The 25076-nt window shown below is 72.7% G+C and carries 17 protein-coding genes; 12 read left to right on the forward strand and 5 right to left on the reverse strand.

The window, feature by feature from the left end; all coding sequences use genetic code 11:
* Nucleotides 1-11 precede the first annotated feature (11 nt).
* On the reverse strand, nucleotides 12-1136 hold the full coding sequence (locus ACGFMM_RS07710; protein ID WP_393644131.1) for an ADP-ribosylglycohydrolase family protein: 1125 nt from the start codon (nucleotides 1134-1136) through the stop codon (nucleotides 12-14).
* A 259-nt stretch (nucleotides 1137-1395) separates the two neighbouring features.
* Between ACGFMM_RS07710 and ACGFMM_RS07715 the strand changes: the two genes are divergently transcribed.
* Nucleotides 1396-1578, forward strand: a complete 183-nt coding sequence (locus ACGFMM_RS07715; RefSeq protein ID WP_393644133.1) for a hypothetical protein — start codon at nucleotides 1396-1398, stop codon at nucleotides 1576-1578.
* Here ACGFMM_RS07715 and ACGFMM_RS07720 read toward each other — a convergent pair.
* A complete protein-coding gene (locus tag ACGFMM_RS07720; protein WP_393644135.1) occupies nucleotides 1575-4154 on the reverse strand; it encodes a bifunctional FO biosynthesis protein CofGH in 2580 nt (859 codons plus the stop codon). The two genes, ACGFMM_RS07715 and ACGFMM_RS07720, sit on opposite strands and share 4 nt — an antisense overlap.
* Before the next feature lie 183 nt (nucleotides 4155-4337).
* Between ACGFMM_RS07720 and ACGFMM_RS07725 the strand changes: the two genes are divergently transcribed.
* Nucleotides 4338-4976 carry a hypothetical protein gene (locus ACGFMM_RS07725; RefSeq protein ID WP_393644137.1) on the forward strand — a complete coding sequence of 213 codons (639 nt, stop codon included), beginning with the start codon at nucleotides 4338-4340 and terminating at the stop codon, nucleotides 4974-4976.
* Here ACGFMM_RS07725 and ACGFMM_RS07730 read toward each other — a convergent pair.
* Entirely contained in the window at nucleotides 4967-5800 is an 834-nt protein-coding gene (locus ACGFMM_RS07730) for an LLM class F420-dependent oxidoreductase (RefSeq protein WP_393644139.1), read from the reverse strand. The two genes, ACGFMM_RS07725 and ACGFMM_RS07730, sit on opposite strands and share 10 nt — an antisense overlap.
* A gap of 101 nt (nucleotides 5801-5901) precedes the next feature.
* On the opposite strand from ACGFMM_RS07730, the gene ACGFMM_RS07735 reads away from it, so the two are divergent.
* From ACGFMM_RS07735 to ACGFMM_RS07775, 9 genes are all read left to right on the forward strand, one after another.
* The gene (locus tag ACGFMM_RS07735; protein ID WP_393644141.1) at nucleotides 5902-7380 is read left to right on the forward strand and encodes a CehA/McbA family metallohydrolase; all 1479 of its coding nucleotides are present in this window, start codon (nucleotides 5902-5904) and stop codon (nucleotides 7378-7380) included.
* Nucleotides 7381-7554: 174 nt separating this feature from the next.
* A complete protein-coding gene (locus ACGFMM_RS07740) occupies nucleotides 7555-9690 on the forward strand; it encodes an FG-GAP repeat domain-containing protein (RefSeq protein WP_393644143.1) in 2136 nt (711 codons plus the stop codon).
* Nucleotides 9691-9848: 158 nt separating this feature from the next.
* Nucleotides 9849-10769 carry an LLM class F420-dependent oxidoreductase gene (locus ACGFMM_RS07745; protein WP_393644145.1) on the forward strand — a complete coding sequence of 307 codons (921 nt, stop codon included), beginning with the start codon at nucleotides 9849-9851 and terminating at the stop codon, nucleotides 10767-10769.
* Nucleotides 10770-10783: 14 nt separating this feature from the next.
* Nucleotides 10784-11545: an SDR family NAD(P)-dependent oxidoreductase gene (locus ACGFMM_RS07750; protein ID WP_393644147.1), complete on the forward strand. Its 762-nt coding sequence runs from the start codon at nucleotides 10784-10786 to the stop codon at nucleotides 11543-11545.
* Nucleotides 11546-11676: 131 nt separating this feature from the next.
* Nucleotides 11677-12801: an LLM class flavin-dependent oxidoreductase gene (locus ACGFMM_RS07755; protein WP_393644149.1), complete on the forward strand. Its 1125-nt coding sequence runs from the start codon at nucleotides 11677-11679 to the stop codon at nucleotides 12799-12801.
* A gap of 159 nt (nucleotides 12802-12960) precedes the next feature.
* Entirely contained in the window at nucleotides 12961-14688 is a 1728-nt protein-coding gene (locus ACGFMM_RS07760) for an amidohydrolase family protein (protein ID WP_393644151.1), read from the forward strand.
* Complete coding sequence (locus ACGFMM_RS07765) at nucleotides 14685-16148, forward strand: aldehyde dehydrogenase family protein (RefSeq protein WP_393644153.1); 1464 nt, start codon at nucleotides 14685-14687, stop codon at nucleotides 16146-16148. The genes ACGFMM_RS07760 and ACGFMM_RS07765 overlap by 4 nt, the downstream gene beginning before the upstream one ends.
* Before the next feature lie 249 nt (nucleotides 16149-16397).
* Nucleotides 16398-17960 carry an APC family permease gene (locus ACGFMM_RS07770; protein ID WP_393644155.1) on the forward strand — a complete coding sequence of 521 codons (1563 nt, stop codon included), beginning with the start codon at nucleotides 16398-16400 and terminating at the stop codon, nucleotides 17958-17960.
* 210 nt (nucleotides 17961-18170) lie between these two features.
* A complete protein-coding gene (locus tag ACGFMM_RS07775; RefSeq protein ID WP_393644157.1) occupies nucleotides 18171-18704 on the forward strand; it encodes a GNAT family N-acetyltransferase in 534 nt (177 codons plus the stop codon).
* Nucleotides 18705-18803: 99 nt separating this feature from the next.
* Here the strand turns inward: ACGFMM_RS07775 and ACGFMM_RS07780 are convergent, their stop codons facing one another.
* Nucleotides 18804-20255, reverse strand: a complete 1452-nt coding sequence (locus ACGFMM_RS07780; protein ID WP_393644159.1) for a trehalase family glycosidase — start codon at nucleotides 20253-20255, stop codon at nucleotides 18804-18806.
* 210 nt (nucleotides 20256-20465) lie between these two features.
* Complete coding sequence (locus tag ACGFMM_RS07785) at nucleotides 20466-21686, reverse strand: amidohydrolase family protein (protein ID WP_393644161.1); 1221 nt, start codon at nucleotides 21684-21686, stop codon at nucleotides 20466-20468.
* 142 nt (nucleotides 21687-21828) lie between these two features.
* Between ACGFMM_RS07785 and ACGFMM_RS07790 the strand changes: the two genes are divergently transcribed.
* Nucleotides 21829-24987, forward strand: a complete 3159-nt coding sequence (locus ACGFMM_RS07790; protein WP_393644162.1) for a BTAD domain-containing putative transcriptional regulator — start codon at nucleotides 21829-21831, stop codon at nucleotides 24985-24987.
* The last annotated feature ends 89 nt before the right edge of the window (nucleotides 24988-25076 follow it).

The following is a 25076-nucleotide window of genomic DNA, read 5'->3' on the forward strand; positions in this document are numbered from 1 at the left end:
CGGGGACGCGCTCAGTCCCTCGGGTAGCGCGTCAGCCAGGCCTGGGACGACTCGGCCGGGCTGTGCAGGGCCGCGCCCTGCGTCATCTCCATCGCGAAGTCGTCGGCCAGCTCCAGGATCGTGGCGCGGCCCTCCAGCTCGGCCACCCAGGCCGGCGGGAGGGCCGTCTCGCCGTGCAGGGCGCCGAGCAGCGCGCCGGTCAGGGCGCCGGTGGCGGCCGACGGGCCGTCGTGGTTGACGGACAGGCGCAGGCCGTGACGTATGTCCTCGCCGACGAGCGTGCAGTAGACGGCGACCGCGAGGGCCCGTTCGGCCAGGTCCTCGCCGGCGCCGAGCGCGTCGACCCGGCCCGGGCCGGGTATGCCCTGGCGTACCGCGCCGAGGGCCTGCTGGAGCGCGTCGGCGACGGGCTGGTGGCCGGGCCGCCGGGCCAGCTGGGCCAGCGCCCGCTGCACGGCGCCGTCCACGGTCTCGCCGCGCGCCAGTCCGTGCACGATCAGCGCGAACGCCCCGGCGGAGAGGTACGCGGCGGGGTGGCCGTGGGTCTGCGCGGCGCACTCGACGGCGAGCTGGCAGACCAGGTCCGGCTCCCAGCCGACGAGCAGCCCGAAGGGCGCGGAGCGCACCACCGCGCCGGCGTCCCGGGCCTCGGGGTTCTTGGGCTTGTCGAGGGTGCCGAGCACCTCGTCGCCGAACCCGGTCAGACAGGCGCGGGACGGGTCGCGGCGGGCGTACAGCCATTCCTGGCGGGCCAGCCAGCCGCCGTCCTTGCGGCGCTCGTCGGGGCCCCAGTCGCGCTGGGTGGCGGCCCAGCGCAGATGGGCGCGGTGCACGTCGGTGGGCGGGTGCCAGGCGCCGATGTCCCGGCGGACCTGGGCGCGGATCAGGCCGTCGACGGTGAACAGGGTCGTCTGCGTGGCGGCCGTGACGGCGCCGCGCAGCCCGTACGCGGGGACCGGTTCCATCAGGCCCTGCGCGCCGTGGGCGGCGCGGATCTCCTCCAGGTCGAGCCCGGCGGCGCCCGCCCCGAACGCGTCCCCGACGGCGCCGCCGAGGAGGCAGCCCCGTACCCGGGAACGGAAGTCCTGCTGCTCGGCCCGGCCCCAGACGGCGGCGGTGGCTGCTGCTGTGGTCACGCGTTCCCCCGTGGCTCCCGTGTTCCCGTGGCGACTCGGCGGCGGTCTGGCGCAGCACTGTAACCGATCAGGTTCAGTCGGTTCAGGCCACCTTCCGGTCACCCTGGCCGGGAAGCGACTCCGCCGGGCGGCGGAGCGGGACCCGACCCAGGACGGAGGCGCGGGCCCCTGAGAGTCGGCGACGCTCGAGACACGGGAAGCCCACAGCAAGCACACGAAAGCCCACAGCAAGCCCCGCCTCTCCCCGACAGGAGCCACCGTGCTGAAGCACACCCTGCGCGCCGCCGCCGTCCTCGCCCTGGTCGCCGCGGTCGCCGCCCCGGTCGCCGTCGCGGCCCCCGCCCCCGCGGCGCCCGACGAGACGGTCCGCGTCAGCGTGACCGCGCACGCCCCGTCCGGCGGATCGTGGTCGGACAGGTCGGACAGGCCGGACAGGCCCTAGTCGACCAGCGGCAGCAGTTCGGGCAGGTGGCCGTCCGAGGCCGTGGCGGCCGCCACGCGCTCGGCCGGCACCTCCCCGTACAGCGTCGTCCGCGGCCTGGCCGGCCGGCCCGCCGCCTCCGCGATCGCGACGAGGTCGCGGACGGAGCGGTACGAGCCGTAGCTGGAGCCGGCCATCCGGGAGATGGTCTCCTCCATCAGCGTGCCGCCCAGGTCGTTCGCGCCGGAGCGGAGCATCGCCGCCGCGCCGTCGGCGCCGAGCTTGACCCAGCTGGTCTGGATGTTCGGGATGTGCGGGTGGAGAAGCAGCCGGGCCATCGCCGTGACGGCGCGGTTGTCGCGGACCGTCGGGCCGGGGCGGGCGATGCCCGCCAGGTACACCGGCGCGTTGGTGTGGATGAACGGCAGCGTCACGAACTCGGTGAAACCGCCCGTCTCCTGCTGGATGCGGGCCAGCGTGCGGAAGTGGCCCAGCCAGTGCCGGGGCTGGTCCACGTGCCCGTACATCATCGTGGACGAGGACCGGATGCCCAGCTCGTGCGCGGTGGTGATCACCTCGATCCAGGTGGCGGTGGGCAGCTTGCCCTTCGTCAGCACCCAGCGCACCTCGTCGTCGAGGATCTCCGCGGCCGTGCCGGGGATCGAGTCGAGCCCGGCCTCCTTCGCCGCGGTCAGCCACTCGCGGATCGACAGGCCGGTGCGCGAGGCCCCGTTGACGACCTCCATCGGCGAGAAGGCGTGCACGTGCATGCCGGGGACGCGCTCCTTCACCGCCCGCGCGATGTCGAAGTACGCCGTGCCCGGCAGGTCCGGGTGGATGCCGCCCTGCATGCACACCTCGACCGCGCCGACCTCCCACGCCTGCTGCGCCCGGTCGGCGACCTGCTCCAGGGACAGCGTGTACGCGTCGGCGTCGGTGCGGCGCTGCGCGAAGGCGCAGAAACGGCAGCCGGTGTAGCAGACGTTGGTGAAGTTGATGTTCCGCGTGACGATGTACGTGACGTCGTCGCCGGCCACCGACTTGCGCACGTCGTCGGCGACCGCGCAGAGCGCGTCGAGCGCGGGTCCGTCGGCGTGCAGCAGGACCAGGGCCTGGTCGTCGGTGAGCCGCGTCGGGTCGTCGGCGGCGACGCGCAGCGCCTCCCGCGCGTCGGTGTCCATGCGCTGCGGGACCATCCCGGGGGCGGCGGCCTCGCGCAGCGCCTCCCAGTCCCCGTACACCTCGTCGAAGTCGTCGCGCCGGTCGCCGGTGCGGCCCTCGGTGTCGATGGTGCGGTGCAGGTCGGTGCGGCCGGCGGCGGTGAACGCCTCGTCCGGCTCCTGCCAGGGCAGTCCGCGCACCTCGGCGTCCGGGTTCGCCAGGCCCGTCTCCGGGTCGGCGAGCGCGCGGACGTGCGGCAGCAGCCGCGGGTCGAGCCAGGGCTCGCCGCGGCGGACGAACTCCGGGTAGACGCAGAGTCGTTCGCGCAGTTCGAAGCCGGCCGCGGCGGACCGCTCGGCCAGCTCCTCGATCCGCGGCCAGGGCCGCTCCGGGTTGACGTGGTCGATGGTGAGCGGGGAGACCCCGCCCCAGTCGTCGACGCCGGCCCGGATCAGCCGCTCGTACTCGGCGTCGACGAGGTTCGGCGGGGCCTGGAGGCAGGCGGACGGCCCCATCACGAGCCGGGCGACGGCGACCGCGGCGACCAGGTCGTCCAGCTCCGCGTCCGGCATGCCGCGCATCGCCGTGTCCGGCTTGGCACGGAAGTTCTGGATGATCAGCTCCTGGACGCCGTGGTACGCCCGGGAGACGCGGCGCAGCGCGAACAGCGACTCGGCGCGCTCCTCGTACGTCTCGCCGATGCCGAGCAGCAGCCCGGAGGTGAACGGCACGGAGGAGCGTCCGGCGTCCTCCAGGACCCGCAGCCGCACGGCCGGTTCCTTGTCCGGGGAACCGTGGTGCGGGCCGCCGGGCTCGGACCACAGGCGGGTCGCCGTGGTCTCCAGCATCATGCCCATGGACGGCGCGACGGGCTTCAGCCGCTGGAAGTCGGTCCAGGACAGGACCCCCGGGTTGAGATGGGGCAGCAGCCCGGTCTCCTCCAGGATGCGGATCGCCATGGCGCGGACGTACGCGAGGGTGTCGTCGTAGCCGTGCGCGTCGAGCCACTCGCGGGCCTCGGGCCAGCGGTCCTCGGGCTTGTCGCCGAGCGTGATCAGGGCTTCCTTGCAGCCGAGTTCGGCGCCGCGGCGGGCGATGTCGAGGACCTCGTCCGGCGACATGTACATCCCGTGGCCGGCTCGGCGGAGCCTGCCGGGGACGGTGACGAAGGTGCAGTAGTGGCACTTGTCGCGGCAGAGCCGGGTGAGCGGGATGAACACGCTCTTCGAGTACGTGATGACGCCCGGCCGCCCGGCCGCCTCCAGACCCGCGTCCCGCACCCGCCCCGCGGTCGCGGTCAGGTCCTCCAGGTCCGCCCCGCGCGCCTGCAGCAGCACGGCGGCCTCGGTCACGTCGAGCGCGACGCCGTCCCTCGCCCTCTTCAGGGCACGTCGCATCGCGTTCTCGGTGGGCCGTCCTGCCTGGTGATCCGTCATGGACCGAGCATACGAGCGGGTGCCGACGAGGGGGACGGGTCGGTCGCGGGCAGGCGGTCCGAGGACCGGATCCGAGGAGTGGACGCGAGAAGCGGAAGACGCGAGAAGAGGAGCGGATCTGAGTACCTGATCTGAGTCGTCGCACGGATCCGGCCGCTCCGGTCCGCCCGTAGCGTCGGGGTCATGAACGAGCGTCTCCGCGGCCCCGTGCGCGCCGCCCTCTTCGTCGTCCTCTGCGTGGTCGGGCTGCCCGTGCTGCTCATCGTCGGGCTGTTCGTCTGGTACGGCATCGACAAGGCGACCGGCGAGAACTTCGACAGCGTGCGGCCGGCCGACATGGCGCGGCGCGCGACCGACCGCTCGCAGGAGATGTACGAGGCGTCCGGCCTCACCCGCCGGGTGCCGAGCGTGCCCGGCGGCGGCGACTACAGCGCGGCTGCCAACGTGCTGTCCGCCGACTACTGCCACCAGAGCGGCATCGAGGGCATCGAGGACACTCCGGAGCCCCGCTCGTACCGGATGTACCACGAGTGGCGGCTGAACGCCGTCACCGAGGCCGAGGGCACGGCGGCCCTGGACCGGCTGGAGGCCCATCTGAAGAAGACCGGCTGGACGGTCACCGACCACCGGAAGTCCGGCGACGACTGGGAGCTGCGGGCGAACAAGGGCGACGACGACCGGCTGTCCTTCACGTGGTGGTCGCACTGGAAGACCCTGGAGGGCTTCACCGGCATGCCCTGCGCCTACGACCCGGCCGGGGCGCAGGGCGACGACGCCGCCGATCAGCTCTACCCGCCCGTCCTCCGGCCGGCTCAGAGGTAGTCGGCGTACCCGTCGAGGACGCCCAGGACCTCCGTCTCGTCGCCCGGCGGCAGCTGGAGGACGACCTCGGGGCAGCCCAGGTCCGCGTAGTGGGCCAGCTTGCCGGGGTTGGGCAGGACGCCGTACGGCACGACCTGGAGGTCCTCCGGGTCGCGCCCCGCCTTCTCCCAGGTCTCCCGCAGCACCGGCAGCGTCGCCGTCAGGCCGCGGCCGCCGATCGGCAGCCAGCCGTCGGCGTACTCGGCGATCTGCGCGAACAGCTTGGGCCCGGCCGCGCCGCCGAGCAGGGTGCGGGGTGCGCCGCCGGCCGGCTTGGGGTGGGCGTGGGAGGCCCGCACCGAAACCCCGGACTCCCCCTTGTACGCGGTCGGTTCGGCGGCCCACAGTGCCCGCATCAGCGCCATCCGCTCCCGGCCGAGTTCGCGCCGCGTCGCCCACTCCACACCGTGGTCGGCGGCCTCCTCGCGGTTCCAGCCGAAGCCGACGCCGAGGGTGAAGCGGCCGCCGGAAAGGTGGTCGAGCGTGGCGACCTGCTTGGCGAGGCCGATCGGGTCGTGCTGGGCGATCAGCGTGACGCCGGTGCCGAGGCCGAGCCGTTCGGTGACGGCGGCGGCCTGTCCGAGGGCGACGAACGGGTCGAGGGTGCGGCCGTACTCCGGGGGCAGCACGTCGCCGGCCGCCGGGTAGGGCGTGGTCCGCTCGATCGGGATGTGCGTGTGCTCGGGGAGATAGAGCCCGGCGAAGCCGCGCTGCTCCAGCTCACGGGCGAGCCGGACGGGGGTGATGGTCTCGTCGGTCAGGAAGATCGTGGTCGAGATCCGCATGGTCCGCACGGTAGGGGCTGCCGCGCGGATTTCCGAGAGGTGCGGCAGCACGGCGTCCCGCGTTGTTCCCGTGTTCACGGGTTCGTACGAGAGTTCTGGTCATGAGCGAACCCACCAGAAGAACGCTCCTGACGACGGGCATGGCCTCCGCCCTTACCTTGGGGACCGTGAGCTTCGCCGAGGCAGACACCCCCGGCGGCGACCGGACGGAGACCGTCCGGGGCACCCTGCCGCCCGGCTCCCCCGACTTCGTGTACCTGCCCTTCGAGGTGCCGAAGGGCGTCCGCGAGATCCACGTCTCCTACACATACGAGCAGCCGGCCGTGCCCGCCGGCACGCAGGGCAACGCCCTCGACATCGGGCTCTTCGACGAGCGCGGCACCGAACTCGGCGGCAAGGGCTTCCGCGGCTGGTCCGGCGGCGCGCGCAAGGAGTTCTTCGTGCGCGCCGACGACGCCACGCCCGGGTACGTGGCCGGGCCGGTGCGGGCCGGGACCTGGTCCGTGGCGCTCGGCCCGTACACGGTCGCGCCGCAGGGCCTCGCGTACAGCGTGACGATCACGCTCCGGTCCGGCGCGGCGGCGCCCGCGGTGCGGCCCGCGTACCCGCCGGAGCGGGCGAAGGGCCGCGGCCGGGCCTGGTACCGCGGCGACTGCCATCTGCACACCGTGTACTCCGACGGGCGGCGCACCCCCGCCGAGGTCGCCGCCCTGGCGCGCACCGCGGGCCTCGACTTCGTCGCCGGCACCGAGCACAACACCCACGCCGGGCACGGCGCGTGGGCGGGACTCGCCGGGGACGACCTGCTGGTCCTGCTCGGCGAGGAGGTCACCACCCGCAACGGCCACGTCCTCGCGCTCGGCACCGACCCGGGGACCTTCGTCGACTGGCGCTACCGGGCTCGGGAGAACCGCTTCGGCCGCTTCGCGCGGGAGATCCGCCGGGCCGGCGGCCTGGTCGTCCCCGCGCATCCGCACGCCACCTGCATCGGCTGCAACTGGAAGTTCGGCTTCGGCGAGGCGGACGCGGTCGAGGTGTGGAACGGCCCGTGGACCCCGGACGACGAGGTGTCCCTCCAGGCGTGGGACGCGGCGCTCGCCCAGGGCCGCTGGACCCCGGCCATGGGCAACAGCGACGCGCACCGCGACCCTGACCCGGTGGGCACGCCGCAGACGGTGGTGCTCGCCGACGACCTGACGCGCGAGGCGATCCTGGACGGCCTGCGCGCCGGCCGCTCGTACGTCGCCGAGTCCTCGGCGGTCTCACTGGAACTGACGGTCACGGACGGCCGGGGCCGCACCGCGGGCCTGGGCGAGCGCCTGCGCACCGCCCCCGACGCCCCGGTGACGGTCCGTCTGACGGTCGCCGGCGCCCCGGGGCGCACCGCCCGCCTGGTCACCGACCAGGGCGTCCTGCACACGGCGACCCTGCAGGCGGAGGGCCCGGGCACGGTCGAGTGGCGCACGACGAGCGCGTACGCGACGTACGTCCGCGCCGAGGTCCGCCACGCTGCCGTGCTGCCGCCGCTGCCGGGGGCGTTGGCGGCGTTCACCAACCCGGTGTTCCTGGACCGGTTCTGAGGGAGCGAAACCCCTTCGGGCGATGACGGCGGCCCCTGTTAGGCTCGGTGATCATTTGCCGGGGGCAGGGGAAGCCGGTCAGGGGGACCGTCGCTCGCAGCTCGCCGGCGGGTGCGCGACATACGCGCGCCCGCCTCCTCGCCCTGCCTCCGCGCCACAGCAGGGGGATCTCTCATGCGCAGAAGCAGAAGAACGATCATCTCGGCGGCGCTGCTGCCCACGCTCTCGCTGACGCTGGGTGTGGTCAGCGCGGGCTTCACCACCGCCCTCGTCACGGCCGCGCCCGCCGCGGCGGCCGACCGGACGTGGTCCGCTCCCGCGGCCCTGACCGGGGAGCGGAACACCAGCGCAGGCGTGGTCGTCACGCCGGACGGCACGGCCGTCACCGTGTGGACCAAGGGCACGTTCGGCGACGCGACACAGGAACTGTGGGGCGCCACCCGAGCGGCAGGCGCCACGGCCTGGAGCGCGCCGGTCCGCATCGCCGCCGACCAGACGATGGTGACGGGCGTGCGCCTGGTCTCCGGGGAGGACGGTTCCGCCACGGTCGTCTGGAACCGCCACGACGACGAGAACTTCGACTCGCACCAGACCTCGACCCTCAAGCCGGGCGCCGCCGCGTGGACGGCCCCCGCGCGGATCACGGCGGCGCCCTTCGCGCACGACCTGATGCTGGTGAACGGGCCCGGCGGCCGTCTCACCGCGGTGTGGAACGGCGACCCGACGCCGGGCGAGAACGACGCGGACGCGGGCGTGTACGCGGCCGATCTGCCGGCGACCGGTGGCACGTGGTCGGACGCCGTCCTGATCGGCGCCGGATACGCGTACGAGTTCAAGGCGTCGGCCGGGGCAGACGGAACGGTGACGGTCGCCTGGCAGGCCGACACCTCCGGCGCCGAGCAGCTGCGGGTGTCGACCCGCGCGGCGGGCTCGGCGCAGTGGAGCGCCCCGGCGACCGTCGGTACCGGCGATCGGTCCCTGGGCGAGCTCGACGTGCAGACGGCCGCCAACGGCGCGACTCTGATCACCTGGTGGCACTACAACCTCGGCCGCGACTTCGTCTACCGTCCTGCGGGCAGCGCGACGTGGGGCCCGCGTCAGTACCTCCCGGCGGAGACGGACCGGGGGTCCACCTCCATCCCGCAGCTGGAGGCCGACGGCCGGGTGACGGCCGTCTGGTACGGGGCCGGGGGGCTGCGGACGGCCACCCGCGCCGTGGACGGCTCGTGGTCGCAGACCCGCACGGTGGCCGAGAACACCGACGCGCACCGGATCTGGGCCCCGAGCATCGGCCGCGACGGCTCGCTCGCGGTGCTCTGGACGACGCTGCAGGGCGAGCTGTGGGCGCTCACGCGCTCGGACGGCGCCTGGGGGAAGCCCGCGAAGGCGGGCGCGATCGACCTGTCGACGGAGGGTTCCGTCGCCGCCGGGGCGGACGGCCGGGCGGTCGGCGTCTGGGACAAGCAGCTCGGGACGACGAGCGACCACCACGCGATCAACCAGGTGTGGTCGACGTCCACGGGCGGTGTGAAGCCGGGTCCGCCGGCGAAGCGCCGCGACTACGTCGGCGCCGACGGCTTCCCGGACGTGTACGCGCGTGGGGCCGACGGCTCGCTGCTGGTGTACCGGGGCAACGCGGCCGGGACGGTGTCTGCGAAGGCGGACGGCGGCCTCTGGCCGACGACCTCCACGGTGGTCCCGTTCGGCGACCTGAGCGGCGACGGGGCGAACGACACGCTCGTCACCGACGCCTCCGGCACGATGCACCGCTACGCGCCGGAGCGCGGCAAGCCGGTCACCCCGGGGACCGCGTCGGTGAAGCTCGGCACGGGCTGGACGGCCTTCGACGGACTCACCTACTCCGGCGACTTCACCGCCGACGGCCTGCCGGACCTGGTGGCCCGCCAGACCGCCACCGGCGATCTGTACCTGTTCGCGGGCACGAAGTCCGGCGGCCTCGCCCGCACCGGCAAGATCGGCACCAGCTGGAAGTCCCTGACGATCGTCGGCGCCGGCGACCTCAACGGCGACCGGCACGCCGACCTGGTGGCCCGCACGGCGACCGGCGACCTGTACCGCTACTACGGCACCGGCAAGGGCACCATCGGCTCGGGCACGAAGATCGGCTCCGGCTGGGGCGGCATGGCCGACTTCGTCGGCATCGGCGACCTCACCGGCGACGGCAAGGACGACATCCTGGGCCGCACCAAGACCGGCGACCTGTACCGCTACGCCGGCAACGGCACGGGCGGCATCGGCTCCGGCGTGAAGATCGGCACCGGCTGGAAGTCGTTCACGAGCGTCAGCTGACCCTGGACGAGACATGGAAGACCCGCGCCGACGTCCGTCGGCGCGGGTCTTCCGCATGACTCCCGGCCCGTCCCACCCCTTGCCTGACGGACCGTCAGTGACGACGATGGGGGCTCGCGTCCATAGCTGACGGATCGTCAGACGGGTTGGTGGGTTCCATGGTCATGTACGGGATGCAGCTCCCGGTTCAGTCGCAGAGCACCATGTACGCCGAGCCCTGGGAGGTCGCGGCCGGGCCCGGTGATCTGGCGGAGATCGCGCGGGTCGCCGACCGGGTGGGCTTCGGGTATCTCGCCTCCTGCGATCACGTCGCCATTCCGCGGCGGCTCGCCGGGGCGATGAGCACGGTCTGGTACGACCCCGTCGCCACCCTCTCCTTCCTCGCCGGGGTCACCGAGCGCGTCCGGCTGATGTCGCACGTCGCCATCGTGGGGCTGCGCCATCCGCTGGTCTCCGCCAAGGCGTACGCGACGCTCGACCGGCTCTCCGGGGGCCGGCTGATCCTCGGCGTCGGGGCGGGGCACGTGCAGGAGGAGTTCGAGGCGGTCGGCGCGGACTTCGCCGGGCGCGGGGCCCTGCTCGACGAGACGCTCGACGCGCTGCGGGCGGCGCTCGGGCCGGAGGAGTTCCCCGAGTTCGCCGGCGAGCGGTTCGCCTTCAAGGACCTCGGGCAGCAGCCGCGGCCGGTGCAGGAGCGGGTGCCGGTGTGGGTGGGCGGCTCCTCGCCCGCCGCCGTGCGCCGCGCCGCTCTGCGCGGCGACGGCTGGCTGCCGCAGGGCGACCCGCGCGACAAGCTGCCGGCGAAGATCGCCAAGCTGCGCGCGCTGCGCGAGGAGGCCGGGATCGAGGCGCCGCTGACCGTCGGCGCGATCACCGAGCCGCTGTACGTCGGGGAGGCCGGCTGGGACGTCGGTCGGCGCACTCTGACCGGCGGGCCGGAGGCGCTGGCCGCCTCGCTGCGCGCGTACGGGGGCATGGGCGTGCACCAGATCCAGGTCCGGTTCCGCTCCCGGAGCCGTACCGAACTCACCGACCAGATGGCGGCGTTCGCCGCGGAGGTCGCACCACTCTTGAGCTGAGGAGCGTGGCAGGCATGGGCAAGCTGGACGGGCGGGTCGTGATCGTCACGGGCGCGGCGCGCGGGCAGGGCGAGCAGGAGGCCCGGCTGTTCGCCGCCGAGGGGGCCCGGGTGGTCCTCGCGGACGTCCTCGACGACGCGGGCGAGGCGCTGGCGAAGGAGCTGGGCGAGGAGCGGGCGGCGTACGTCCACCTCGACGTCACGCGGGAGGCCGACTGGACGGCCGCGGTGGCGGGTGCGAAGGAGAGGTTCGGGCGGATCGACGGGCTCGTCAACAACGCGGGCATCCTGCGGTTCAACGAGCTGGTGTCCACCCCGCTCGACGAGTTCCAGGCGATCGTGCAGGTCAACCAGGTCGGCTGCTTCCTCGGGATCCGCACGGTCGCGCCCGAGATCGAGGCGGCCGGCGGCGGGACGATCGTCAACACGGCCTCGTACACCGGGGTGACGGGCATGGCGGGGGTCGGCGCGTACGCGGCGACCAAGCACGCGGTGGTCGGCCTGACCCGGGTCGCGGCGGTCGAGCTGGCGGCGAAGGGGATCCGGGTGAACGCGGTGTGCCCTGGGGCGATCGACACCCCGATGAGCAATCCGGAGGGCGTGGACCCGGCGGCGACGGCGGAGCTGTACCGGGGTCTGGTGCCGCTGGGGCGGATCGGGAGGCCGGAGGAGGTGGCGGCGCTCGCGCTGTTCCTGACCGCCGACGACTCCTCGTACATCACCGGCCAGCCGTTCGTCATCGACGGCGGCTGGCTGGCCGGCGTGAAGCTGTTCTGACGAGGCCGGTCCACCAAGCAGTTCTGACGCTTCATCAGCTATTGACGCACCCGCCGCACGGTGCGACAGTCGGGCACATCAAGAATCTGACGGTACGTCAGAAATACTGAGGACGAGGACGGTGAACCCCCTTGGAATTCGGGATCTTCGTGCAGGGATACGTCGGCAAGCGCGCCGAGACCGATCCCGAGGCCGAGCACCACGCGCTGATGGAGGAGACCGAGTACGTCATCCAGGCGGACAAGTCCGGCTTCAAGTACGCCTGGGCCTCCGAGCACCACTTCCTGGAGGAGTACTCGCACCTCTCCGCGAACGACGTCTACCTCGGGTACCTCGCCCACGCCACCGAGCGCATCCACCTCGGTTCGGGCATCTTCAACCCCCTCGCCCCCGTCAACCACCCGGTCAAGGTCGCCGAGAAGGTCGCCATGCTCGACCATCTCTCCGGCGGCCGCTTCGAGTTCGGCTCCGGGCGCGGCGCCGGGTCCCACGAGATCCTCGGCTTCTTTCCCGGCATCACGGACATGAACCACACCAAGGAACTCTGGGAAGAGACGATCGCCGAGTTCCCCAAGATGTGGCTCCAGGACGAGTACGTCGGCTTCCAGGGCAAGCACTGGTCCCTGCCGCCGCGCAAGATCCTGCCCAAGCCGTACGGGAAGTCCCACCCGGCCATGTGGTACGCGGCCGGCTCGCCGTCCTCGTACGCCATGGCGGGGAAGAAGGGGCTCGGCGTCCTCGGGTTCAGCGTGCAGAAGGTCTCCGACATGGAGTGGGTCGTCGAGTCGTACAAGACGGCGATCAAGGAGGCCAAGGCGGTCGGCGACTTCGTCAACGACAACGTGATGGTGACCTCCACGGCGATCTGTGCGGAGACGCACGACAAGGCGGTCGAGATCGCGGTCGGCGGCGGGCTCAACTACCTGCAGTCGCTGCTCTTCCGCTACCACGACACCTTCCCGCGGCCCGAGGGCGTCCCCGAGTGGCCCGAGCTGCTGCCGGAGTACTCGGCGGAGATCATCGAACTCCTCATCCAGGAGGAGCTGATGATCTGCGGCGACCCGGGCGAGGTGCTCGCCCAGTGCAAGCGGTGGGAGCAGGCGGGGGCCGACCAGCTGTCGTTCGGGCTGCCGATCGGGGTGTCGTACGAGGACACGATGAACACGGTCAAGCTCATCGGCGAGCACGTGATCCCGAAGATCGACACCGACCCGGTCCACCGCACCACCCGCTTCCGGCAGGCCGCGGGCAACTGACGACTGCCAGCCGCGGGCAACTGACGACTGCCCACAACGAGCGCGGGGCGGTGTCTTCCCGGACCACCGTTCCGTACCGGCCCCGGCCGGGGGCGTCGTAGCCGCGGCCGGCTACCGACGCCCCCGGCCGGGGCGTGTTCACGCGCAGAGAGGACCGTCATGCTCGACCACCTGATCAAGGGAGCCACCGTCGTGGACGGCACCGGCGCCCCCGCCTTCACGGCCGACGTGGGGATCCGCGACGGACGGATCGTCTTCCCCGAGCCCGGCGCGGCAGCGCGTACCAGTGAGGACGCGTCCGGGCTGATCCTCGCGCCCGGGTTCGTCGACCCGCACACGCACTACGACGCCCAGCTCTTCTGGGACCCGTACGCCACCCCGTCCCTCAACCACGGCGTCACCACCGTCGCCGGCGGCAACTGCGGTTTCACCCTCGCCCCGCTCCACCCGGACCGGCCCGAGGACGCCGACTACACGCGCCGCATGATGTCCAAGGTCGAGGGCATGGCCCTCAAGGCCCTGGAGGAGGGCGTCGACTGGTCCTGGTCGTCGTTCGCCGAGTACCTCGACGCCCTCGACGGGCGGATCGCCGTCAACGCCGGCTTCATGGTCGGACACTGCGCCCTGCGCCGGTACGTGATGGGCGCCGACGCCGTCGGCGGGCAGCCCACCCCGGAGCAGCTGCGGCAGATGGTGGCGCTGCTGGGGGAGGCCATGGAGGCCGGGGCCTGGGGACTGTCCACCACCCAGTCCGCGACGCACTCCGACGGCGACGGCGCGCCCGTCGCCTCCCGGCACGCGGAGCCCGCCGAGCTGATCGCCCTGTCGCGGGCGGTCGGCAAGTACGAGGGCACCCAGCTGGAGGCCATCCTCGCCGGCTGCCTCGACCAGTTCTCCGACGACGAGATCGAGCTGTTCGTCGAGATGACCGCGGCCGCCGGCCGGCCCCTCAACTGGAACGTGCTCACCATCGACGCCGCCGTCCCCGAACGCGTCCCGCGCCAGCTCACCGCCTCCGAGCGGGCCCGCAAGGCCGGCGGCCGGATCGTCGCGCTCACCATGCCGATCCTCACCCCCATGAACATGTCGCTGGGGACCTTCTGCGCGCTCAACCTCATCCCCGGATGGGGGGAGATCCTCGGACTCCCCGTCCCCGAGCGGATCGCCCGGCTCCGCGACCCCGCCGTCCGCGCCGAGATGCTGCGCCGGGCCGACTCCAAGGAGGCCGGCGTCTTCCGCCGGCTGGCCCGCTTCGACCGGTACGTCATCGGCGACACGTACAGCCGCGAGAACGAGGGCCTGACCGGGCGGGTGGTGAAGGACATCGCCGCCGAACGCGGCCAGGACGCCTTCCAGTGCCTCGTCGAGATCTGCGCCAACGACGAACTGCGCACCGTCCTGTGGCCCATGCCCACCGACAACGACCCGGACTCCTGGGCGCTGCGCCGCGAGACCTGGGAGCACGAGGACGTGATGCTCGGCGGCTCCGACGCGGGGGCGCACCTGGACCGGATGTGCGGGGCCCCGTACACCACCCGTTTCCTCGGCGACTGTCTGCGCGGGCGGAAGCTGGTGCCGCTGGAGCGGGCGGTGAAGATGCTGACCGACGACCCGGCCCGGCTGTTCGGGCTGCGCGGGCGCGGCCGGATCGCCGAGGGGTACCACGCCGACCTGGTCCTCTTCGACCCCGAGCAGATCGACGCGGGCCCGGCCACCCTCGTCCACGACCTGCCCGGCGACAGCCCGCGGCTCGACTCGAAGGCGCTCGGCGTGGTGTCGGTACGGGTCAACGGCGTCGAGGCCATCCGGAACGACGAGGTCACCGGCGCGCTGCCGGGACTGGTGCTGCGTTCCGGCCGGGACACGAGGACGGTGAGCACCAGGTGATCACGGAGAAGCTGTACATCGGGGGCGCCTGGGTGGAGCCCGACGGCGGGCACTACGAGGTGCTCGACCCGGCGAGCGAGGAGGTCGTCGGCCTCGCGCCGGAGGCCTCCCGCGCCCAGGTGTACGAGGCCGCCGCGGCTGCCCGGGAGGCCCTCGGGGCCTGGTCCCGTACCAAGCCGGAGGAGCGGGCGGCGATCCTGGACCGGGCCGCCGACCTGATGGCCCGCGATGCCGAGGCCAACACCGTCCTCGCGCAGGCGGAGACCGGCGCCACGACCGGTACCGCCCGTGGCATGCAGGTCGCCGTCGGCGTCTCCCGCTTCCGGCGGTACGCGCGCGGCGCGCTGGAGCCTGTCGAGCAGGCGCTGCCGCCGCAGATCAACGAGGCCGGGCCGATGGGGAAGGCGGGGGTGTTCGGCGCGGTCGCGGTGCGCCGCCCGGTGGGCGTGGTCACCTGCATCACCTCGTACAACAACCCCTGGGCCAACCCGGCCGGCAAGGTCGCCCCGGCCCTCGCGATGGGCAACACGGTGGTGGTCAAGCCCGCCCCGCAGGACCCGCTGTCGGTGTACGCGATGGCCCGGGCCCTCGAGGAGGCGGGCGCGCCGCCCGGCACGGTCAACGTGGTCACCGGCTCCGCGCCGGCGGTCGGCGAGGCGGCCGTGGACGCCCCCGACGTCGACATGGTGTCGTTCACCGGCTCGACGGCCGTCGGGCAGGCGATCGGCGAGGTCTGCGGCCGCTCCCTGAAGCGGCAGCTGATGGAACTGGGCGGCAAGGGCGCGGCGCTGGTCCTCGACGACGCCGATCTGGACGCGGCGGTGATGGGCATCGGCACCACCTGGGCGTTCTACAGCGGCCAGATCTGCACCGCGCCGACCCGGGTGCTCGCCCAGCGCGGGATCTACGAGCGGCTGGTCGAGAAGCTCGGCCGGTACCTCGCCTTCATGAAGGTCGGCGACCCGAGGGAGAAGGGGACGGTGGTCGGCCCGGTGATCTCGGCGGCCCACCGCGACCGGGTGGAGTCGTACGTGGAGCTGGGCCGCAAGGAGGGCGCGCGGGTGGCCGCGGGCGGCGAGCGGCCGGCCGGTCCGGGCCTGGACCGCGGCTTCTACGTGGCGCCCACGCTGCTGGTGGACTGCACGAACGACATGCGGGTGGTGCGGGAGGAGATCTTCGGTCCGGTGGTCGTCGTCGTGCCCTTCGACGACGAGGAGGAGGGCGTCGCGCTGGCGAACGACAGCGACTACGGACTGATCGACTACGTGTGGTCGGGCGACGTGGCCCGCGCATTCCGCATCGCGGCCCGGCTGCGGGCCGGCGGGGTCGGGATCAACACGGTCGGCCGGAACATGGAGGCGCCGTTCGGCGGCTTCAAGAAGAGCGGTGTGGGCCGGGACGTGGGCTCGTACGCGCTGCACGCGTACAGCGAGCTGCAGTCGGTCGTCTGGCCGGGCTGACCCCGCTTCCCGTAAGGCTCGGAAAATGGTTCGGGAAACTTTGGAAACGGACATTTAGGGCGCGGCTGCGGTTCCCGCATATCGGACGCGATCGCGAACACCGACTGATCGGTCGGCGTACCGGATCGCACATCTTCCAAACACCCGGTGAATCGACCCGAGGGCCTGGCAATACAAGGCGAAGATCGCCGGTGGGGCCTGGATTGCGATCCTCCGGATGTGGAAACCGCAGCCCTTAACGTCCTCTTCATGACTCAGGTGGAAGCCCGGCCCCAGGCCGGAGACACGGTAAGGGGCGTCGACGCGGGCGACCGCCACGGCGTACGCCGCAAGGGCCTGGGCGGGAACTCCGTCGGCCTCATGGGCAGCGCGGTCATCGGCGTCTCGACCGTCGCCCCCGTCTACTGTCTGACCTCCACGCTCGGCTCCACGGCCGGCGAGGTCGGGCTGCAGATGCCCGCGATCTTCCTGGCAGGCTTCCTGCCGATGCTCCTCGTCGCCTTCGCGTACCGGGAGCTCAACAAGGCCATGCCGGACTGCGGCACCTCCTTCACCTGGACCGTGAAGGCCTTCGGCCCCAGGATCGGCTGGATGTGCGGCTGGGGCCTGGTGATCGCCACGATCATCGTGCTCTCCAACCTGGCCGGCGTCGCCACCTCCTACTTCTGGCTGCTCGCCGGCGAACTCACCGGCAGCGAGTCCGTGGCCGCCCTGGACGACAACAAGGCCGTCCACATCGTCACCTGCCTCGCGCTCATCGCCGTCGCCACCGCGATCAGCTACCGCGGCATGACCGCCACCAAGGGCGTGCAGTACGCCCTCGTCGGCCTCCAGCTGCTGGTCCTGGCGATCTTCGTCGCGATGGCCCTGACGAAGGCCGGCTCCTTCGAGACGTCCATCGACTTCTCCTGGTCCTGGATGAACCCCTTCGCGGTGCAGTCCTTCGCCGCCTTCACCGCCGGACTCTCCCTCTCGATCTTCATGTACTGGGGCTGGGACGCCTGCATGGCGACCAACGAGGAGACCGTCGGCAGCGAGAAGACCCCCGGCCGCGCCGCGCTCATCGCGATGGTCGTCCTGGTCGGCTCGTACCTCGCCACCGGCATCGCCGCCCAGATGGCCGTCGGCTCCGGCGACAAGGGCCTCGGCCTCGCCAACCCGGAGACCTCCGACAACGTCTTCGCCGCCCTGGCCGGCCCCGTCATGGGCCCCGCCCTCGGCATCCTGCTCTTCGTCGCCGTGCTCGCCTCGGCCGCGGCCAGCCTCCAGACGACCTTCATCCCGGTGGCCCGCACAGTGCTGGCGATGTCGACGTACGAGGCCCTGCCGCACTCCTTCACCAAGGTCCACCCGCGGTTCAAGACGCCGGGCAAGGCCACGATCGTCGCGGGCGTCGCCACCGGCGTGTTCTACACCGTGATGACCCTGGTCAGCGAGAACGTCCTGGTCGACACCATCTACGCGCTCGGCCTGATGATCTGCTTCTACTACGCGCTGACCGCCTTCGCCTGCGCCTGGTACTTCCGCGCCGAGCTGTTCCGCTCCTTCCGGGACTTCGCCTACAAGGGCCTGCTCCCGGTGCTCGGCGGCCTGATGCTCACCGCAGTCTTCGGCAAGACGCTCTACGACATGTGGGACCCGGCCTACGGCTCCGGCTCCGCCGTCCTCGGCGTCGGCTCGGTCTTCATCATCGGCGTGGGCCTGCTGCTCCTCGGCGTGGTCATCATGCTGGTCATGCAACGCCGCAGCCCGGCCTTCTTCCGCGGCGAGATCCTCACCAAGGAGACCCCGTCGCTGGTGGTCACCGACTGAGGACCCGTACCGCCTGAGTCATGAGGAGACCCGCGCCGATCCGATCGGCGCGGGTCTCCTCACGTACGGGGCGGTGACGGCGGCAAGCGGGCAACTCGCCACGGTGGCATGGGCGTCCCCGATGAAGGACCTTCGGTGCGTGATCGAGGCGTTCCCGGGGCTCCGTGCCCCCGAAGTCCGGCACGGTGTTCCGTCCGTCAGGATGGAGACATGACCGAGATCCGCACGCCCCGCCTCCTCCTTCGCCGCTGGACCGACGACGACCTCGTTCCCATGGCCGAGATCAACGCCGACCCCGAGGTCATGCGGTGGATCGGGGGCGGGGCGGTGTGGGACCTGGAGGAGACCGCGGAGGGCATCGAGCGATGGGAGGAGGAGTGGGACGAGGAGGGGTTCGGGCTCTTCGCCGTCGAGCTCATCGGGTCAGGGGAGCTGATCGGCTTCGCCGGGCTCTCCGTGCCCGAGTTCCTGCCTGAGGTGCTGCCCGCCGTGGAGATCGGCTGGCGGCTCGGGCGGCCGTTCTGGGGGCAGGGGTACGCCTCCGAGGCCGCCCATGCGGCCCTGGAGTTCGCGCTCCAGGACCGCGGGCTCGACCGGGTGATCAGCATCGCGCACGTCGGAAACACGGCTTCCGAGAACGTCATGCGCAAGCTCGGGATGGTTCTCGAGCGCGAGACGACTCACCCGGTCTTCGGCGTCCCCCTCCGCGTCCACGCCATCGACCTCAGCGAGTACCAGGCTTGACCGTGTCGGTACACGGCCCCGCCCAGAGGCCGTCCTGGGCAGGCCGATGAGGCACATCGCGCGGATGATCGTCGCGTGGGCCGCCGCCCGGCGGCCCGGTCAGGCCCGTGGGACATGCAGGGTGTGGCGGCCCTCGGGGAGGTCGAACGGGGTGCCGTCGACGGTGAGTGTGAGGGGGCCGCTCGTCTCCGCGGTCAGCCGGCCGTGTCCGTCGTCGATGACGTTCAGCGAGGTCGTGCCGCACCACAGGCCCCGGATGCCGGCCGCCCCGCCGGGGCGGGTCCAGGTCACCTCGTTGTGCGGGGCGTCGACGCGGAAGCCGAGGACGTGCTCGATGAGCATGGCGATCGGGGCGAGCGCGGACCAGCCGCAGAAGTCGGGGCGGACGATGTACGTGTCGTCCTTGCCGGTCGACGGCGCGGCGAGGTCCGGCGCGTACGCCTCCCAGATCGTCGCCGGACTGTGCTCGGCGTAGGTCCGGGCCATGTGGTCGAGGAGCCGGCGTGCGGCGCGGGCCGCCACGGCGCCGTGTCCGGCGTCCGCGAGCGCCCGCGCACTCATGTAGGCCAGCGGGATCCACACCCCACCGCGCCAGTAGTGCCCCGTGCCCCGGAACGTCGCGTCCTCGCGTGCCACCGAGGGCCACGGGACGTCACCGCCGAACACGGCCTCGTCCTCCAGCGCGGCGGCCAGCTTCGCCGCCTGCTCCGGGCCGGACGCGCCTGCGAGCAGCGGCCAGTACGCGGCCGGCGTCTTCACCCGGTGGAAGTCGAACGGGGCGGTGGAGGCGCGGTCGAAGTACATTCCCGCCTCCGGATCCCAGAAGTCCTCGACCAGCTTGACCAGTTCGATGTGGTGGGACGAGAACTCGGCCGCCAGGCCGTGGTCGCCCACGAGCTCGGCGAGCCGGGCGATGCTCTGCGCCGAGAGCGCCTGCTGCGCCGCGGCGTCGAGCCAGAGGATGTCGCCGTACGTGCCGCCGTCCCCCTGCTCGGCCGCCCGCGGCGTGTTGTCCATGCCGCTGCACACACCGTTCCAGAGGTAGCCCCGGTCGGTGCGCTCGATGGAGGTGGGGGTGTGGCTGTAGGGGAAGACCGATCCGACCGGGACGGTGTCGAAGAAGGTGAAGTGCTTCTGCAGGTAGCCCCGTTCGAGGATGCGGGCCACCCGCGCGAGGTCGCCGGTGTGGCGGACGTACTCCTCCTCCGACCAGGCGAACAGCGGCGGGTTGTCGGGATGCTGGACGGTCAGCGACGACGCGGCGCCGTCGTGCATCACCCCGTAGAAGTTCTCCAGGCTCTCGATGCCGGGGAACCTGCCGGGCGCGTACTTGCAGAAGTGCGCCATGAAGCAGGTGTCCCAGATCCAGATGGTGTCCGGGTCGAAGCCCTCGTCCATGTACGGCGACCGCGCAACGCCCTCGCGCTCGACCACGTGGTCCCAGGCCATCTCCCACGCGGCCCAGTAGAGCTCGATCAGGTGGGGAGCCGAGTCGAGGACCGGCTCGGGGATGCCGGAGCGGTCGAACGGTATCGGGTCGGTCGATGCCATTGCCCAGGTCCTTGCCCTGTAGTCGTTGTCATCCCGGTTGCTCTCGGCGCAGCCTCCGGCTGCGGAGGACGGCCGTTCGGAACGGGATGACGGCGGGGCCCGGAAACTACCGCAGAATAAATAACTTCGTCCAGTATTGATTTTCGGGGGCAGTTGAGCCACGCCGGGACGGGTGGCTCAACCTGCGGTCCCCCAGTCGCCGCGAGGACACTAAGCCCCCGCCCACAGCCCGTCCGGGGTCAGGCCGAGGAGGTCGATCGCGTTGCCTCGGACGATGCGGTCGACGGTCCCCGGGTCCAGGTGGCCCATCTGGGCCTCGCCGACCTCGCGGGACTTGGGCCAGGTGGAGTCGGAGTGCGGGTAGTCGGTCTCGTACAGGACGTTGGCGACACCGATGGAGTCCAGGTTCTTCAGGCCGAAGGCGTCGTCGAAGAAGCAGCCGTAGACGTGGCCGGCGAAGAGTTCGGACGGCGGCCTGGTGACCTTGTCGGCGACGCCGCCCCAGCCGCGGTTCTCCTCCCAGACCACGTCCGCGCGCTCCAGGATGTACGGGATCCAGCCGATCTGCCCCTCGGCGTACATGATCTTCAGGTTCGGGAAGCGCTCGAACTTACCGCTCATCAGCCAGTCGACCATCGAGAAGCAGCAGTTGGCGAAGGTGATCGTGGAGCCGACGGCGGGCGGGGCGTCCGCGGAGGTGGACGGCATCCGGCTGGAGGAGCCGATGTGCATGGCGACGACGGTGCCGGTCTCGTCGCAGGCCCGCAGGAACGGGTCCCAGTAGTCGGTGTGGACGGAGGGCAGTCCGAGGTGCGGGGGTATCTCGGAGAACGCGACCGCGCGCACCCCGCGGGCGGCGTTGCGCCGGACCTCCTCGGCGGCGAGCTCGGCGTCCCAGAGCGGGACGAGGGTGAGCGGGATGAGCCGGCCCCGCGCCTCGGGCCCGCACCACTCCTCCACCATCCAGTCGTTGTAGGCGCGCACCCCGAGCAGGCCCAGTTCGCGGTCGGACGCCTCGGTGAACGTCTGGCCGCAGAAACGGGGGAAGGTGGGGAAACAGAGGGCGGACTGGACGTGGTTGACGTCCATGTCGGCGAGCCGGTCGGGGACGCTGTACGAGCCCGGACGCATCTGCTCGTACGTGATCACCTCCAGCTTGATCTCGTCGCGGTCGTAGCCGACGGCTGTGTCGAGGCGGGTCAGCGGGCGGTGCAGGTCCTCGTAGACCCACCAGTCGCCGATCGGGCCGTCGTCGCCCTTGGCGCCCATGACGGGCGCGAACTTCCCGCCCAGGAAGGTCATTTCCTTCAGCGGGGCGCGGACGATGCGCGGGCCGACGTCGCGGTACCTGGACGGGAGCCGGTCCCGCCAGACGCTGGGGGGCTCCACGGTGTGGTCGTCCACCGAGATGATCTTCGGGAAGGTCTCCATGGCTTCACGGTAGCGCTGATCTGACGCATCGTCAGCTATCGGTGCGGCAGATCCTGTGCAGACGGTCACCCGATGCTGACGCGCGCCCTCCGGACAAGGCAGACTGTCTTGGGCGAAACCAGCGGTACAGGCAGGGGGAGCTATGGACCGTGAGAACGGCCCGCGAGTGCCGGAGCAGAGAGCTCCGCGAACGGGCCCCGAGCATGCGGCGGACGCGACCGCGGCGGGCACGTCCGCGCTGCCCGGAACGGCCTCGGCCGGGTCGGGGGCGGAGCACGACGGCACGGAGTACGACACCGAGCGCGGGGCCCGTATGCCCGCCACCGGTGTGCCCGGTACCGCTACGACGGACGGAACCGGTACCGCCGCCCCCGCCGCACCCGCCACCGAGGACGACCGCCCCGCCGACCTGCGCTTCGGCGTCCTCGGGACCGTACGCGCCTGGCGCGACGAGCAGCCCCTGCCGTCCGGCTCGCCGCAGCAGCGGGCGCTGCTCGCCGCGTTGCTGCTGCGCGACGGGCGCACCGCCACCGCGGCGGAGCTGATCGACGGCATCTGGGGCGACGAGCCCCCCTCGCAGGCGCTTGCCGCGGTCCGTACGTACGCCTCCCGGCTGCGCAAGGTGCTCGGCCCCGGGGTGCTGGTCAGCGACGCGGGCGGGTACGCGATCCGCGCCCCGCGCGCGGCCCTCGACGTGAACGTCGCGCAGGACCTGGCCGCCGAGGCGGAGAAGCTGCGGGCGGCCGGTGACCGCGGCGCGGCCCGCGCCCGGATCAACGAGTCGCTGGGCCGGTGGGACGGCGAGGTGCTGGCCTCGGTACCCGGCCCGTACGCGGAGACCCAGCGGGCCCGCCTGGAGGAGTGGCGGCTCACCCTCCTGGAGACCCGGCTCGACATGGACCTGGAGGTCGGCAGCCACGCGGAGGCCGTCTCCGAACTGACCGCGCTGACCGCCGCGCACCCGCTGCGCGAGCGGCTGCGCGAGCTGCTGATGCTGGCGCTGTACCGCAGCGGGCGGCAGGCCGAGGCGCTCGCGGTGTACGCGGACACCCGGCGGCTGCTCGCGGACGAGCTGGGCGTGGACCCCTGCCCCGAGCTGTCCCGGCTGCAGCAGCGCATCCTCCGGGCCGACGCGGAGCTGGCCCGCCCCGTGGAGGAGCCCGCGCCCGCGCCGGCGACGGTGGCGCGGCCCGCGCAACTGCCGGCGACGGTGCCGGACTTCACCGGCCGGGCCGCGTTCGTCCACGAGCTGAGCGACCGGCTGGCGACGGCGGAGGGCCATGTGATGGCCGTGTCGGCGCTGGCCGGCATCGGCGGCGTCGGCAAGACGACGCTCGCGGTGCACGTCGCGCACGCGGCGCGCCCGCACTTCCCGGACGGTCAGCTGTACGTGGACCTCCAGGGCACGGGGGCGCGGGCGGCGGCGCCGGAGACGGTGCTCGGCGCGTTCCTGCGGGCGCTGGGGACGCCGGACTCGGCGATCCCGGGCTCGCTGGACGAACGGGCCGCGCTGTACCGCTCGACGCTGGACGGCCGCCGGGTCCTGGTCCTCCTGGACAACGCGCGGGACGCGGCCCAGATCCGCCCGCTGCTGCCGGGCACGGCGGGCTGCGCGGCGCTGGTGACCAGCCGGATCCGGATGGTGGACCTGGCGGGGGCGCATCTGGTGGACCTGGACGTGATGTCGCCGGAGGAGGCGCTGCAGCTCTTCACGAAGATCGTGGGGACGGAGCGGGTGCAGGCGGAGCGGGAGGCGGCGCTCGACGTGGTCGCGGCGTGCGGCTTCCTGCCGTTGGCGATCCGCATCGCGGCGTCCCGGCTCGCGGCGCGCCGCACGTGGACGGTGTCGGTGCTGGCCGCGAAGCTGGCCGACGAGCGCCGCCGCCTGGACGAGCTCCAGGCGGGCGACCTCGCGGTCAAGGCCACCTTCGAGCTCGGCTACGGCCAGCTGGAGCCGGCCCAGGCCCGCGCGTTCCGCCTGCTGGGCCTGGCGGACGGCCCGGACATCTCGCTGGCCGCGGCGGCCGCGGTCCTGGACCTGCCGCCGCACGACACGGAGGACCTCCTGGAGGCCCTCGTCGACACCTCCCTCGTGGAGTCCGCGGCCCCGGGCAGGTACCGCTACCACGACCTCGTCCGCCTCTACGCGCGTGCATGCGCGGAGCGCGACGAACAGCCCCCGGCGGAACGCGAGGCGGCCCTGTCCCGGCTCCTTGACTTCTACCTGGCGACGGCGGCGGGCGTGTACGCGATCGAGCGGCCGGGCGAGCGCGTCCTCGACCACTTCGAGCGGACCCGCTACCCCGGGCTCGTGTTCGACGACCGCGAGGCCGCGCTGGACTGGCTGTTCAGCGAGGCGGGCGGACTGCTCGCCTGCGCACGGCAGTCGGCCGCGACGGGGATGCTGCGCCGGGCGGCCGACCTGCTGATGGCCACCGTGGACCTGGGCGAGTCGGGGGCGAACACGCACCAGTTCGCCCAGGCGGCCGTCTCGGTGAGCGAGGCGGCCCGGGCCGCGGACGACCCGCTGGCCGAAGGGCGCGCCCGCACCATGCTGACGCACGTGCACAGCACGTCCGGGCGCTTCACCGAGGCCGAGGAGGAGGCGCGCCGCGCGCTGGAGTGCGGAGTGGCCGCGGACGACCCCGTCTCGCTGGGGCAGGCGCGGAACCAGCGAGGGATCATCGCCCTCTACGAGAGCCGGCACGCGGACGCGGAGGCCCATCTGTCGCGGGCCCTGGACGCGTTCCGGGCGGACGAGAACAGGCCCGGGGAGGCCAGCGCGCTCTGCAACCTGTCCCGGGTGCACCTCGCGATGGGACGCACCAGGAGCGCGGTGGAGCTGGCCCGCCAGGGCATCGCCATCTACGAGAAGGCCGACGCCGGTCTGCCGCTGCGGCTCGCCAACGGCAAGTACGCCCTCGGCCTCGCGCTCACCGCGGCCGACGAGACGGCTCAGGCCCGCCTCGTGCTGGCCGAGGCGCTCAGCGTGTTCCAGGAGAGCCGGCAGAAGCTCTGGCACGGTATGACGCTGTTCCGGCTCGCCGAGGTGTTCCTCGCGGAGCGCAGGCCCGCGTCGGCAGCCTCGCACGCCGAGCAGGCGCTCGCCGTCCTGCACGGGATCGGCGGGGAGTGGCGGCGCGCCAACGTGCTCACGGTGCTGGGCCGTAGCCTGTCGGCGCTGGGGCAGGCCGACCGGGCCCGGGTGTGCTGGCGCGAGGCGCTCGCGGTCTTCGAGGAGCTGGACTCGCCCGAGGCGGTCGACGTCCGGTCGCTGCTGAACCCGGCCGCGGCCGCATGAGCCGACCGGCCTCCTGAGCGGACCGCCGCCTGAGCCGACCAGCCCGTTCATCAATCGTTTATCGCCGCAGGCCACTCTCGTGCTTGTCG

Origin of the sequence: Streptomyces sp. NPDC048604, assembly GCF_043199435.1 — a bacterium.
In the GTDB taxonomy this organism is placed as follows: Bacteria; Actinomycetota; Actinomycetes; order Streptomycetales; family Streptomycetaceae; genus Streptomyces.